Origin of the sequence: Aquamicrobium ahrensii, from assembly GCF_040545755.1 — a bacterium.
Taxonomy (GTDB): domain Bacteria; phylum Pseudomonadota; class Alphaproteobacteria; order Rhizobiales; family Rhizobiaceae; genus Mesorhizobium; species Mesorhizobium ahrensii.
The window spans coordinates 63,811-77,054 of record NZ_JBEPMN010000013.1 but is presented as its reverse complement, the minus strand read 5'-3'; the positions used below and the strand labels follow the sequence as shown (position 1 = coordinate 77,054).

Below are 13,244 nucleotides of genomic sequence, written 5' to 3'. Positions count from 1 at the left end.
AAAGGAAGGTAAACAGATTATATGGACGGCTCTGGATCAATGGTTATGACGTCTTCGTGATTGACGGGCGGGCGGCAAGAGAAGACCAATGAGACATTGGTTAAAAACCGGACGGACTGGAAACAACATGACATTGGCGGAAAAAGCGCGCACGACGACCTGGACCTATGTGGACGGCGACTGGCATGAGGGCAATGTCGCGCTGATCGGGCCGATGAGCCATGCCATGTGGCTGGGCTCGACCGTATTCGACGGAGCGCGCTGGTTCGAAGGCGTGGCCCCCGATCTCGATCTTCATGCGGCTCGCGTCAATGCGTCTGCGATTGCGCTGGGCCTGAAGCCGACCATGAGCGCCGACCGGATCGTGGAACTGACCCGGGATGGCCTGAAAAAGTTCGACGGCAAGACAGCCGTCTACATCCGTCCCATGTATTGGGCAGAGCATGGTGGTTATATGGGCGTGCCGGCTGACCCGGCCTCGACCCGATTCTGCTTGTGTCTCTACGAATCGCCAATGCTTGCCCCGGAAGGGTTTTCGGTCACCGTGTCGCCGTTCCGCAGGCCGACCATCGAAACCATGCCCACCAACGCCAAGGCCGGGTGTCTTTACCCCAACAATGCGCGCGCCATCATGGAGGCGCGAATGCGCGGCTTCGACAATGCGCTGGTGCTGGACATGCTGGGGAATGTGGCCGAGACCGGCTCGACCAATATTTTCATGGTGAAGGATGGCCACGTCTTCACGCCAGCCGCCAACGGCACGTTCCTCGCCGGAATCACGCGTGCCCGCACGATCCGATTATTGGCGGACTATGGTTTCCGAACCACTGAAAAGACGCTGACGGTGCGCGATTTCCGCGACGCCGACGAGATATTTTCCACCGGGAATCACTCAAAGGTGGTGCCTGTGACCCGTTTCGAGGACCGGGAATTGCCGGCAGGGCCTGTGGCCAGGAAAGGGCGGGAGCTTTATTGGGAATGGGCGCATTCGACTTCCGCCGCGTGACCACATAAAAGGTGCCCATTGCCTGCTGGCGGGAGTTGTTCCCGAGGCATAGAGACCTATGTTAGTCCGGTAACCCGCCGGATTTTTTTTGAGGAGTAAGACCAATGGCTTTCGAACTTCCCGATCTCCCATATGACTACGAGGCTCTTCAGCCTTTCATGTCCAAGGAGACGCTCGAGTATCACCACGACAAGCACCACAAGGCCTATGTCGACAACGGCAACAAGCTGGCGGCGGAAGCCGGCATGGGTGATCTCTCGGTCGAGGAAGTGGTCAAGCAATCGTTCGGCAAGAACCAGGGCCTCTTCAACAACGCCGCCCAGCACTACAACCACATCCATTTCTGGAAATGGATGAAGAAGGACGGTGGCGGCAACAAGCTACCGGGCGCGCTTCAGAAGGCGATCGACAGCGATCTCGGCGGTTATGACAAGTTCAAGGCCGACTTCACCAATGCAGGCGCCACGCAGTTCGGCTCGGGCTGGGCCTGGCTTTCGGTCAAGGACGGCAAGCTGGAAATTTCCAAGACCCCGAACGGCGAGAACCCGCTGGTTCACGGCGCTTCGCCGATCCTCGGCGTCGATGTGTGGGAACATTCCTATTATATCGACTATCGCAACGCCCGCCCGAAATATCTCGAAGCTTTCGTCGACAGCCTGATCAACTGGGATTACGTGCTGGAGATGTACGAGAAGGCCAGCGCCTGATCGTTTTAAAGCGCAAGGCCCCGGCCAGTCCGGGGCCTTGTTTTTTCGCCTTCACCCACGCCTCACGCAAGCGTGATGGGCAATCCTCCACATTTTGGGACAGCTTAGGCCCCATCCTCCGATTCCTTCGGAATAGCCACGTTTCTTCGCCAGATACGGAGCCACGCATGAGAAAACTTCTACTCGCCATCTCCATCCTCGCCCTTGCCGGAACTGCGGCGTCCGCCGACCCCCTTGGCGACCGGCAGGCCCTGATGAAGGAGCGAGGCAAGCTGACCGGCGAGCTTGCCAAGGTGGTGAAAGGCGAGCAGCCGTTCGACGCCGCCGCTGTGCTGACGACGTTGCAGGCGATGAAGGACAATGCCGGCAGATTCGATATCGAAGCGCTTTATCCCGAAGGCTCCAATACGGGCGACACGACCGCCGCGCCCGCGATCTGGGAGAACCCGGACGGCTTCAGCGACGCCGAAAAGAAATTCGAAGACGCGGTCGATGCGGCAGTCGCGGATGCGCCGGCCGATCTGGATGCGCTCAAGGCGAAATTCGGCGCCATCGGTGCGAGCTGCGGCGCGTGCCACGAAAACTTTCGCATCCGCAAGGGTTGATCGCCGCTCATGTCCAGGAGTGGAAAAGTCGGCGCCGTTTTCGGCGTCGTGGTTGCAGCGGGTGCGGCAGCAGGCTGGTTCCTCTCCGCGCCACAGCAACTGGATAACCGGATCATGGCGGCCGCGGAACCTGGAAACGCGGAGCGCGGGCTGCGTATCTTCCATGCCGGCGGATGCGGGCCCTGCCATGCAGCCAAGGGTGCGGAAGGCGACGCCCGCTTCCAGCTTGCCGGTGGCCTGGAACTCAGAACGCCGTTCGGCACCTTCATTGCTCCCAACATCTCGCAGGATGCAAAGGACGGCATCGGCAACTGGACGCCGGACGATTTCGCCGCAGCGATGCTGAAGGGCGTTTCACCGGACGGCAGACACTATTATCCGGCTTTTCCCTACACGTCCTATGCACGCATGAAGCCGCAGGACATCGCCGATCTGTTTTCTTTCATGCAGACATTGCCAGCAGTGGCGGGGCGGACAGCCGGGCATGAGCTGGCGTTTCCATTCAATATCCGCCGGGGCATCGGCCTCTGGAAACTGCTCTATATGAACGATGGCCCGGCGGTGGATATCGCCGGCGCATCCGACAAGGTGCTGGCGGGGCAATATCTGGTCGAAGGGCCGGGCCATTGCGGCGAATGCCACACGCCGCGCGATTTCGGCGGGGGCACAGACAAAGGCAAGTGGCTGGCCGGCGCGGTCGCTGCGGAGGGCGAAGGCGTGACGCCCAACATCACTTCCGGCGAGGGTGGTATCGGCGACTGGTCCGAAGCGGACATCTCCGGCTATCTCGAAACCGGCTTCACGCCCGACTTCGATTCCGTCGGCGGATCGATGGTCGAGGTGCAAAAAAACATGGCCGAACTCACCCCACAAGACCGCGAAGCGATCGCGGCCTATCTCAAGGCCATACCGGCGCATCCGAATGGCTATCCGGCGCGCCGGCCCTGACGGGGCTTAAGAAACCGGCGTGACGCCGGCCCTGCCTGTGACTTTCAGTGCGAACGCGTAAGTGTAGGCGATTTCCTCCAGCCGCGAGAAGCGGCCGGAAGCGCCAGCATGGCCGGAATCCATGTTGATCTTGAACAGGACGGGATTGTCGCCGCTCTTGCGATCGCGCAGCCGCGCGACCCATTTCGCCGGCTCCCAATAGGTGACACGCGGGTCGGTGAGACCGGCGAGCGCCAGTATCGGCGGATAGTCGCGCGCGCCCACATTGTCATAGGGCGAGTAGGCGGCGATGGTCTTGTAGTCTTTTTCCGAAGCGATGGGATTTCCCCATTCCGGCCATTCCGGGGGCGTGAGCGGCAGCGACGCGTCGAGCATCGTGTTGAGCACGTCGACGAAAGGAACTTCAGCGATGATGGCGCCAAAGACCTCCGGCGCGATATTCGCTACTGCGCCCATCAGCATCCCGCCAGCCGAGCCGCCATGCGCGACGATGCGGTCGTGCGCCGTGTAGCCTTCGCCGGCGAGGTGCTTCGCGACTGCGATGAAGTCCCTGAAGGTGTTCTGTTTGTGCGCTCGCTTGCCGTCGTCGTACCAGGAATAGCCTTTGTCCTTGCCGCCCCGGACATGCGCGATGGCGTAGACGAAGCCGCGATCCACCAGCGACAGGCAGTTTGTGTTGAAGGAAGCGGGGATGCTGATTCCATAGGAGCCGTAACCGTACAGCAGACATGGCGCAGACCCGTCCAGCGGCGTGTCACGGCGGTAGAGGAGGGAGACGGGAACCATCTCGCCATCTTCCGCCGCAGCCATCAGACGCCGGGTGACATAGGCGTCCGGATCGTGACCGGAAGGAACTTCCTGCGTCTTGAGAAGGGTGCGCGTGCGCGTGCGCATGTCGTAGTCGAACACCTGCGCAGGCGTGGTCATGGACGAATAGGAAAAGCGCAGCACGTCCGTATCGTATTCATACGATCCGGCCATGCCGAGCGAGTAGGCTTCCTCATCGAAAGCAATGGCATGTTCCTCGCCCGTGGCGCGCTCCCGCACGACGATCCGTGGCAGTCCCTCGAAACGTTCGAGGCGGACTAGATAATTGCTGAAGCCGGCGATTGACAGGATGAGGCGTCCCGGCTGGTGCGGAACCAGTTCCTCCCAGTTTGCGCGTACGGGGTCGGTCGCCGGCGCGGTCATGATCTTGAAGTCCTTGGCGTCGCCTTCATTTGTCAGGATGAAGAAGACATCCCCGCCTTCCTCCAGGTCGTACTGGAGGCCGGTCTCGCGTGGCGCAACGAGCCGGGGTTCGGCGAAGGGATCGGCCGCAGGAAGGATGCGATATTCCGATGTCTCATGATCGCTGATGCTGATCATGATCCAGTCGTTGCGGCGCGTGCCGCCCACGCTCATGAAAAAGCCGGGGTCGGTTTCTTCATAGATCAGGCGGGCGTTCGCAATGTCATCTCCCAGCCTGTGGAACAGCACTTTCGAGGGCCGGTGGTTGTCGTCCAGCAGCGTGTAGAAGAAACCGTCATTGTCGGCAGCCCATGCGCCGCCGCCTCCGGTGCTCTCGACCCGGTCCGGCAGTTCGGCGCCGGTGGCGATGTCGCGCACACGCAGGGTGTAGAATTCGGAACCCTTGTCGTCATACGCCCATAAAAGACGCTTGTGATCTGACGAATGATCTATGCCTCCGAGCTGGAAATAGGCCTTGCCTTCTGCCTCGCGGTCGCCGTCGAGCAGGATTTCCTCATCCGGCGCGCCTTCCAAAGCCTTGCGGAAGTAGCGGGGATGCTGGCCGCCGAGTCTGTATGATGAGCCATAGGCATAAGGGCCGTCCCTCATGGGCACGGACGAGTCATCCTCCCTGATGCGCCCCTTCATCTCGGAGAACAGGATTTTACGGAGCTCGACCGTGTCGGCCATGAGCCTTTCCTGATAGGAATTCTCGGCTTCCAGATGCGCGCGTATGGCGGGATCGAGCCGCGAGGGGTCGCGGAACACTTCCTGCCAGTTCTCGGCCCGCATCCATGCATATTCGTCGGAGCGGGCGATGCCGTGCCGCGTGTCGGAGTGGGGCCGTTGCTCCGGGCGGGGGGGCTGCGCCTGCTCAAAAGGCATAGTCGTCGTCATCATGTCATTTCCGTTTCTTTCACAGGTGAATGACCATGACATGCATCCGGGTTCAAGTCCTGTCCGGCGTTGCGGGCTCAATTTGTAATAGTTCTCTTGTTGGACAAGCAGTTGAGGTGTGGCCTCGGGCGACTGGAGTTTGAACTTGTGTATTAATAATTGAGTACTTCAGATGTAAAAAACATTGAATGATTACCGAAGCGACCGAAAGAGGTGATTGACTTGACAGTCATCAGGTATCATGAAAATCACGCAGGCCGAATCGCAGTCGAGGTCTGCAACCTCAGAATCCGTAGATGCCCTTGAAACGATCACTGGCATCGTCATCACGTCTCTCGTTGGGATTTCACTATCATGGACACTGCCGAAACATCTCCGAAAAATATCGACACGCTGATCGAACTTACAGCTGATGTCGTGGCAGCCTATGTGAGCAATAATCCGGTGCCGGCTTCCGAATTGCCGAACCTGATTGCAGACATCCATGCCGCACTCGGCCGGGTAGGGGGCAGTGTTTCGGCGGAACCGCAGCCCGTCGACAAACAGAAGCCTGCAGTGAATCCAAAAAAATCCGTCCATGACGACTTCATCATCTGTCTGGAGGACGGCAAAAAGTTCAAATCCCTCAAGCGTCACCTCATGACGCACTATGGGCTGACGCCGGAGCAGTATCGTGAAAAGTGGGGCCTGGACGCCAACTACCCGATGGTTGCGCCGAGCTATGCCGCCGCCCGTTCCGAACTGGCTAAGAAAATGGGTCTGGGCCGCAAGCGCAAGAGCCACTGAGCAGAGCGCCAAATCAGGCGCAAGAACAGAAAACGGCGCTTCACCGCGCCGTTTTTTAGTTCTGGATTGTCCCGATCCCCTATCCTTTCATCTCCCGCAGCCGGTCGCGCGCCTGCTTCAAGGCTATGTGGCGGTTCAGATCGTAGCTCCAGTGTCGTCGCAACCCCCTGAGACGCTCACGCTCAAGCAAGCGGTCCACACGCTCGATGAGCCGGAGTTTTTCCTGGCTTCCGGCTGCCATTACGTCTTCAAGATCGAGCCCGCACAGCAGCCGCAACGCCACGCGCTGGCCTGCCTCTGTCGCCTTTTCCTGCCTGTGCCTCGCAAATCTGCTGGCATCTCGCTGCAGCGATCGCATCTGTCATCTCCCTGAAACAAGGCGCCTACTTTCGATCCGCCAGCGGAGGGTGGGGAGTAAAATTCCTGCCGCACCTGTGTGAGGGTGATGAAAATCGTTCAATATCAATATCCTATGGAATGTTGACAGAGATCGATGTTCGTTGTTTGTTCACATATCGTCCGAAACCTCCTATAAGGAAGATATTCCTATTTTGGAGAAAGTTTCGTGCAGGCAAATCTCACTCCTATCCCGGACGATCCCGTACATCTGACCACCGAACCCGAGGCAGGCGACTGTCCCGGCCATGTCCTTCCCAAACGGAAGGATGAGATCGCGCTGGAGGTGTGCGAATGCCTGATCGACATTGCCTCCGCGCTGTTTGCGCTCTCCTCGAAGGAGCTCCGAAAGGCGGGCAGGACGTCTCAGCCGGTGTCGCGCGTGCGTCAGATCGCCATGTATGTGGCCCATGTGGTGCTGCGCATGACCATGAGCGACGTGGGACGCGGCTTCGGACGTGACCGCACGACGGTGATGCACGCCTGCCAGACCATCGAGGATCTGCGCGACGACCCTGAATTCGACCGGGTCGTGCATATGTTCGAGCAGATCGCCTCCGCCGCATTCCGCAGCCGACTGGGGTTTTGACTGATGCCGGGGTCTTTTCGGGAATTGCCTGCTCGTCTCCTGACTTTTCTGTCCAAAGGATCGGGACGCGTGACGCAAGCTGCACAAGGCGGCAAGCTGCTGGTCGAGGCAGGCGATAGAGGCGCCGTTTCGGTTGACGAAGATGTGTTTCAATGGCTGGTTTCGGAAGGGATCGTCACTGTGCGCGGAGTCGAAATTTCCTTGTCGCGAACAGGATTTGAGATAGCGCACGATCTTACGGCCGCCCGGTCGTCCGGGAATAGGCGGCGTGAAGCAGGCGCAGTGTACGCCGATGTAGCCGGCGAGGCCCGACCAATTCTGGTCAATCTGTCGGAGTCGCCTCTCGCGCAGCTGGCGAGATTGCGCACGAAAACAGGAAATCCGTTCCTCTCTGCACGCGAGTTCGAGGCAGGCGAACGACTTCGCGCAGACTACACCCGTGGTCAGATCATGCCCCGCCTCGGCGCCAACTGGATTGCCAGCGTTGCGTCCGGCAAACGTTCCGGAGCGGGCGGTGCGGCGGAACTGACGGAAGTGGCGCTTGCCGCGCGGTTGCGGGTCGAAAAGGCAATTGCAGCGGTAGGCCCCGAGCTTTCCGGCGTGCTGATAGACGTATGCTGTTTCCTGAAAGGCATGGAAACGGTCGAGCTTGAACGCGCGTGGCCCGTAAGGTCAGGCAAGATTGTGCTCAAGACTGCGCTGTCCGCGCTGGCCCGCCATTATTGGCCGAAGGCGGCGTCGGACGAAAGCAAGCCGGCGCGCATGCTGCACTGGGGCGCGCAGGACTACAAGCCGAGCATGCACGGGTCCTAGAAGATGGAACTCAAACGGCCTGACGTGCTCTGTCCGCATCCGTGCGGATGCGCCTGACCATGGAGCGCAGCCCGTTGGAGCGCTGCGGGGTGAGGTGCTCGTCGAGGCCGAGCTTGCGCAACGTGCCTTCCGCGTCGATGTCGAGAATGTCGCTTGCCCTTTGGCCCGAGTACAAGGCCAGAAGGATGGCGACGAGTCCACGCACGATATGCGCATCGGAATCGCCACTGAAGGTGATGACTGGATCGGAGCCGTCACCATAGCCTGTGGTCAGCCACACCTGGCTGACGCAACCCGGCACCTTGTTTCCCGGCGTACGTTCGCTTTCCGGGAACTCGGGAAGCGCTTCTCCGAGTTCGATGACATAGCGGTACCGCTCTTCCCAGTCGTCGAGCAGGGCGAAGTCGTCGAATATGCTTTGGATCGTCGTCACCATGCGGTTGGATATAGTGTCGGGAAAGGGTCGCGTCACGGAAAAAAACGCCAGAACGGCCCGCCGCTCCACAAAGGTGAGGATGCTCAGTCTTTGGAAGGGATACTGCCGGTCGTGACGGGTTCCTGGGGTGAAGGCGCAGATGTGGCCGGTGCATCCTCGATCATGGTTGCGGCCAGGCGCGCCGCGATCCTGGCGCGCTCCGTGACGGTATGGATTGCGGAAGCGCCGGTTTCGCAGACATCCGGCTGACGGTCGCACATGCCGGCGATATCGCCCACCGCGTCGCGCGCCGCCAGCAGCGCCTGAATCGGATTGACGCTTTCACGACCGCTTCCGTCCGGCCCAACGTCGAAGGGCAGGGCAAGCAGCACCAGAGAAAACCAGAACGCAAACCTGATCAGGAAACCCATGTTCTTCTTCTTTCCAGAGCCCCTTGCTCAACTCGCGCCATCCTAGCTGGACCGCACCAAGGAGCGATTGCAAGCAAGACAGGAATTTTATTAAAATTTGAAATAATTCCCGTGCACCTCGCATTTGCCTCCCACGCGGAACCTGCGTGAAGACATGGTGACCGGTTCAACCTATCCTTTTGATTCAGCGTTGAAAGGTCCGCTTGCAAGCTGTCGTGAGGATCGCCTTCAGATTGTGCTCGCGGCTAACCCGACATTTACCATGGGGTGAATTGACGCCTTTCATGAGGCCTTTCTACGGAAAAATGACCCCGAAATGGATCGCGCGCGCGGTGCTTTATCCATTCCTTAAAGGCTGGATGCGACTTTCAGGTCCAATCAGAAACGATCTGCGAAGCAGGTGTGTACGAGGCGTTGAGTTGAGTTCGATTGCGGCAAGATACGTTGGATTGCCTGACGCGGTTGCGACGGGCTGCGAGCGTCTCGTGCATGGCTGCGTGACCGAAAAAACGGCGCGCGCCAGACATGCCCGTTTCATCGGCGTCATGCTTGCCGCGCCGTTCCTTGCAGCCGGAAGCGCGGTTATGCTTGTAACCGCCAGCCTCGGCGCGTCGGCGACGCTGGCGACCATTCTCGCCATCTTTGGCGTGTGCTGGCTCGCTGCCCTGCTGGTGTCGGCGAGCGGTCGCCATGTGGAATCCGGCACCGCGATTCTTGCCATCTCGGCGCTGGCTATCGGCGCTCTTGTCGCCTTTTCGGGCGGGCTTGCATCACCAGCCGCATTGCTTCTGGCTGCACCTGTCGTGGAAGCATTCTGGGTCAGCCGGTCGAGGCGCTGGGCGCTGGCCGGAGCCGCCGCGGCAATCGCCGGTGCGCTCATGCAATTCCTGCCGGGTGAAGCGGCGCTGCCCGCTTATGTGCAGCCTGCGCCCTGGCATTGGCTTCTGCCGCTGGCCTGGGGCGCGACGCTTGTTCCTCGCTGGGCCGGGTTCCGACATGACGGCGATGTCAAAATGGAAACCGCGGCCGATCTCGATGTCGAGGGGCTGACGAGCGCCGTCCTTCTACGGATCAACAGGCAGGGCGATGTGCTTGACGCCGGTGAGCGCACGAACGCCGTGCTCGGCCTGGCGCCTCATCTTCTGCTTGGCAACGCTCTCTTCGATCGCATCCACATCGCCGACCGCATCAGCTATCTCAACGCTCTTGCCGATATGCGCGACGGTGCGATTTCCGCTTCTGTGGAAATGCGCGTTCGCCTGCCGAAGGCGACAGACGAAAGCACGAGCAGCCACAAGCCTTTCATGTTTGAACTGGCCAGAGGCGACGAGGAAGGCAATGCGTTCCTCGCCTTGCTGCGCGACAATTCCGAAGTGGCCGAACTGCGGCAGGCGCTGTGCGAAGCGCAGGAGAGCGCGGCGAGCGCCGAGGTGACGAAGAGCCGCTTCCTCGCCGCCGTCAGCCATGAACTGCGTACGCCACTCAATGCGATCATCGGCTTTTCCGATATGTTGCTGCATGAGATGTTCGGGCCGTTCAACGATCCGCGGCAGAAGGAGTATGTCACGCTGGTACGTGATTCCGGGCAGCATCTGCTGGAAGTGGTGACGTCGATCCTCGACGTGTCGCGCATCGAGGCGGGCGCCTACCGCACCAATCCGGAGCCGTTCCGCTTCGCGGAAGCCGCCGAAATGTGCCGCGCCATGATGCAGTTGCAGGCCGAAACCAGGAAAATCAGGCTGGAAATGCGGGTGGCTGCCGATACGGGCGAGGTGAATGCCGACCGTCGCGCCATTCAGCAAATCCTGATCAACCTGGCCTCCAACGCCATAAAGTTCACGCCGGAGGGCGGCGAGGTGGCGATCGGCGCGCGGCGTGTCGGTTCGCGGTTGCATTTCTGGGTGAGCGATACGGGAATCGGCATTGCCGAAGAGGATCTGGCCCAAATCGGCCACCCGTTCGTACAGGTGCAGAACGACTACACGCGCGGTTTCGAGGGAGCGGGGCTGGGCTTGTCGCTGGTCAAGGGGCTGGTCAGCCTGCATGAGGGCGCCATGTCCATCGACAGCATGCCGGGTGAAGGCACCACGGTTTCAGTGAGCATTCCGGTCGATGGACCGAAGGCGGACAAGGACAGGCTGGTGGTGCTGGCGGATGCGACGCCGGCAGGCAGGAAAAATGAGGAAGTGCATGGCTCGCTCCGCAAAACGGGCTAAGGCCAGAAAGCGGTCGAACCGTCCGGGCGTGATCCAGCGTGGAGCGGTCGCCGTCGGCGAGATGGTCACGCGCAATCCGGTGCTGGTTGGCGGCTCGACGGCGTTCCTCGTGACGCTGTTCTACGTGTCGGCGAATGCGCTCTGGTATCAGCCCTTTCCGCATTCAGGCGCTTTTTTCGCCACCAGAAGCCTGCAGGATTTTCCCGTCGCCGAGCCAGCCGAGCCGGAGACCACCATCAATATCGTACGCCCGGACCCGGCGGTGCGGCCGGCAGCGCCCAAAGGCGATCCGGTTGTGCGGCAGGTGCAGTCCATCCTGCGCGATCTTGGTTTCTATACAGCCGAACCCGACGGCCTGAGCGGGCCGAACACCCGCGACGCGATAGCCTCCTATCAGCGCAAGGTAGGGCTGGCGCCGACCGGAGCGGTCGACGATGCACTGCTCGATCAGCTGGGCGCAGCTCCGGCGTCGGCCATGCCTGTTCCGGGCAATCGCAATGACATGACGGGATCGGTGAAACCGAACACGGATATTGTTTCCGGCGCGAGCCAGGTTGTGAAGATTCAGGCGGGCCTCAGAGCCTTCGGAAATCCGGATATTCAGCTCGACGGCATCGCAGGCGCGCGCACCAAGGCCGCGATCCGGGAGTTCCAGTCCATCTTCGGTCTCGCCGCCACCGGCGAGCCGGACGCCTCTGTCTACATCAAGATGCGCGAAGTGGGCCTAACCGACTAACGTCTCGTCATACAGTGTTCCGGCTGCTATGCAGCAGGATGATCGATCTGAATTTCTTCACCTGAAATGCGTGTGACGACAGACCTGTGGGCGTCTGCACTGGTGCGCCGCGTGTTCGGTTCCGGTGGGTTCGCGGCGATTTTGAAGCGCGGATCCAGTGAGGCGGGGGCGGCCTTTGTCCTTGTCAGGGACAGGTTTGGCGAGGTGGCGCTATACGGGCCCGCACCGCAGACAAGCTATGATTCCGCCAGACCCGATGAGCGCCTGTTCACACGAATGGGAGACGGGGAAACAGTCGAGCTACTGGAGGCCCGCATCGAGCGTGAGAAGCGTTTCGATCCCGATATATGGGTGCTGGAAATCGAAACCGGCGCGCTGCCTGTCGAAGAGCTGGTTCCGATAAAAGGCTGAAACTCAGCCGGCTTTGAGCGTCCGCCCGCCAGCAGGGGAGATGTCGCCGCCTTTCGCCCATGATGCGACCCTGGCGATGGCGTTTTTCGGTTCGAGGCCACGATAGCGCTCGATGAACAGGCGCACGCTGCCGGTGTCGGGGAAGGAGCCGGGCAGGGCGGCGCTGGTGATCAGGAACGCCTCGGCTTCTCTTAGTTCAAGTGCGCGCAGCGCTGTGAGCAGCGACAAATGATCGGATGACGAGGCGATCTTGCGGGCGGCGTCGAACTCGATTGCGAGAGCGTCGGCAAGGGCGGTATGGAAAAAGGCGGCGTTTGCGTCGAGCGCCGCATCCAGCAACCGGCCGAAGCCATGCGGCGTCGCCGGTGTGACGGAAAAGGACGGGTGAGGGCCATCGGCCATCATCGATCTGAGCTGGTCGCGCGTCCTGTCTGCCGCCTTGCCCTGGGTCGCTGACGCTTTTTGTTCTGATGACGTGCCGGGGCGATCAAGCGCACGAACAAGGCTGGCGATCGTCGGGTGCAACTCCTTGCGGCGGGCGATGGCGCGCGCGTGCGGCAATCCATGACGTCCGATGAGCGCAATAAGTTCCACATCGGCGAGCGCGCGCGAGCGGACGAGCAGGGGAGCCGAGATCTCGACGGGCTCATCCGAGAGGCGTTTCACAAGGCCGGCCGGTGCACTTTCGCATTCCGACAGGGCGGCGGCGGCGAAGCGACGGGCTTCGGGCGAAACCTCGTCGAACAATGGCAGCGTCAGATCGTCCAGCTGCGTAATTTCCCGGCGCGAAGGGCGCGTCAGGGCGCAAAAGGCGGATATGGCCGCGCGGAACAGGCGCTCGGCCTTGCCGGCTTCAGTCCTGATCGCGATTTGCCGGAAATCCGAGGATGACACGAAGATACGCCTTCAACGACTCGCGATGAAACCCGCAGGCCAACAGCGGCATGCGCGGCAGAACAACATTCAAATTAGCCGCGATCCGTTAGCGCTCCGTTAACCCTCAAGGGGACTCTATGCATAAAGGAGGCGTTGCGTTGTGCTCCGGTTGAACCGAGAGG

Annotated in this window: 15 protein-coding genes; 10 read left to right on the top strand and 5 right to left on the bottom strand. The window is 60.7% G+C overall.

Annotation, left to right across the window (positions count from 1 at the left end; all coding sequences use genetic code 11):
• Positions 1 to 127: 127 nt before the first annotated feature.
• From ABID44_RS14890 to ABID44_RS14875, 4 genes are all read left to right on the top strand, one after another.
• Positions 128 to 1,006, top strand: coding sequence for a branched-chain amino acid aminotransferase (locus ABID44_RS14890; protein ID WP_354152498.1), 879 nt, complete (start codon positions 128 to 130; stop codon positions 1,004 to 1,006).
• Between the two features lie 104 nt (positions 1,007 to 1,110).
• Positions 1,111 to 1,713 (top strand): superoxide dismutase, encoded by a 603-nt coding sequence (locus tag ABID44_RS14885; RefSeq protein WP_354152497.1) that lies wholly within the window; start codon positions 1,111 to 1,113, stop codon positions 1,711 to 1,713.
• 167 nt (positions 1,714 to 1,880) lie between these two features.
• The gene (locus ABID44_RS14880) at positions 1,881 to 2,318 is read left to right on the top strand and encodes a c-type cytochrome (RefSeq protein WP_354152496.1); all 438 of its coding nucleotides are present in this window, start codon (positions 1,881 to 1,883) and stop codon (positions 2,316 to 2,318) included.
• Positions 2,319 to 2,327: 9 nt separating this feature from the next.
• Positions 2,328 to 3,266 (top strand): c-type cytochrome, encoded by a 939-nt coding sequence (locus tag ABID44_RS14875; RefSeq protein ID WP_354152495.1) that lies wholly within the window; start codon positions 2,328 to 2,330, stop codon positions 3,264 to 3,266.
• 6 nt (positions 3,267 to 3,272) lie between these two features.
• Here the strand turns inward: ABID44_RS14875 and ABID44_RS14870 are convergent, their stop codons facing one another.
• On the bottom strand, positions 3,273 to 5,393 hold the full coding sequence (locus ABID44_RS14870) for a S9 family peptidase (RefSeq protein WP_354152518.1): 2,121 nt from the start codon (positions 5,391 to 5,393) through the stop codon (positions 3,273 to 3,275).
• A 354-nt stretch (positions 5,394 to 5,747) separates the two neighbouring features.
• Between ABID44_RS14870 and ABID44_RS14865 the strand changes: the two genes are divergently transcribed.
• Positions 5,748 to 6,179: a Ros/MucR family transcriptional regulator gene (locus ABID44_RS14865; RefSeq protein ID WP_354152494.1), complete on the top strand. Its 432-nt coding sequence runs from the start codon at positions 5,748 to 5,750 to the stop codon at positions 6,177 to 6,179.
• Between the two features lie 79 nt (positions 6,180 to 6,258).
• On the opposite strand, the gene ABID44_RS14860 is transcribed toward ABID44_RS14865, so the two are convergent.
• The gene (locus ABID44_RS14860) at positions 6,259 to 6,537 is read right to left on the bottom strand and encodes a cytoplasmic protein (protein ID WP_354152493.1); all 279 of its coding nucleotides are present in this window, start codon (positions 6,535 to 6,537) and stop codon (positions 6,259 to 6,261) included.
• Positions 6,538 to 6,744: 207 nt separating this feature from the next.
• Here ABID44_RS14860 and ABID44_RS14855 point away from each other — a divergent pair, with 207 nt between their 5' ends.
• Together ABID44_RS14855 and ABID44_RS14850 are read left to right on the top strand one after the other, a co-directional pair.
• Complete coding sequence (locus ABID44_RS14855; RefSeq protein ID WP_354152492.1) at positions 6,745 to 7,164, top strand: helix-turn-helix domain-containing protein; 420 nt, start codon at positions 6,745 to 6,747, stop codon at positions 7,162 to 7,164.
• Between the two features lie 282 nt (positions 7,165 to 7,446).
• Entirely contained in the window at positions 7,447 to 7,977 is a 531-nt protein-coding gene (locus tag ABID44_RS14850; RefSeq protein ID WP_354152491.1) for a DUF6456 domain-containing protein, read from the top strand.
• Between the two features lie 10 nt (positions 7,978 to 7,987).
• Here ABID44_RS14850 and ABID44_RS14845 read toward each other — a convergent pair whose 3' ends face one another.
• Positions 7,988 to 8,413, bottom strand: a complete 426-nt coding sequence (locus ABID44_RS14845; RefSeq protein WP_354152517.1) for a SufE family protein — start codon at positions 8,411 to 8,413, stop codon at positions 7,988 to 7,990.
• 83 nt (positions 8,414 to 8,496) lie between these two features.
• Positions 8,497 to 8,823, bottom strand: a complete 327-nt coding sequence (locus tag ABID44_RS14840; protein ID WP_354152490.1) for a DUF5330 domain-containing protein — start codon at positions 8,821 to 8,823, stop codon at positions 8,497 to 8,499.
• Between the two features lie 449 nt (positions 8,824 to 9,272).
• Here ABID44_RS14840 and ABID44_RS14835 point away from each other — a divergent pair, with 449 nt between their 5' ends.
• The 3 genes from ABID44_RS14835 to ABID44_RS14825 all read left to right on the top strand — a co-directional run bounded on the left by ABID44_RS14835 (position 9,273) and on the right by ABID44_RS14825 (position 12,186).
• Positions 9,273 to 11,039 (top strand): sensor histidine kinase, encoded by a 1,767-nt coding sequence (locus ABID44_RS14835; RefSeq protein ID WP_354152489.1) that lies wholly within the window; start codon positions 9,273 to 9,275, stop codon positions 11,037 to 11,039.
• Positions 11,014 to 11,775 (top strand): peptidoglycan-binding domain-containing protein, encoded by a 762-nt coding sequence (locus tag ABID44_RS14830; RefSeq protein ID WP_354152488.1) that lies wholly within the window; start codon positions 11,014 to 11,016, stop codon positions 11,773 to 11,775. Before ABID44_RS14835 ends, ABID44_RS14830 begins: the two co-directional genes overlap by 26 nt.
• Positions 11,776 to 11,841: 66 nt before the next feature.
• Positions 11,842 to 12,186 carry a DUF1491 family protein gene (locus tag ABID44_RS14825; RefSeq protein WP_354152487.1) on the top strand — a complete coding sequence of 115 codons (345 nt, stop codon included), beginning with the start codon at positions 11,842 to 11,844 and terminating at the stop codon, positions 12,184 to 12,186.
• 3 nt (positions 12,187 to 12,189) lie between these two features.
• On the opposite strand, the gene ABID44_RS14820 is transcribed toward ABID44_RS14825, so the two are convergent.
• A complete protein-coding gene (locus tag ABID44_RS14820) occupies positions 12,190 to 13,080 on the bottom strand; it encodes a hypothetical protein (RefSeq protein WP_354152486.1) in 891 nt (296 codons plus the stop codon).
• Between the last annotated feature and the right edge of the window lie 164 nt (positions 13,081 to 13,244).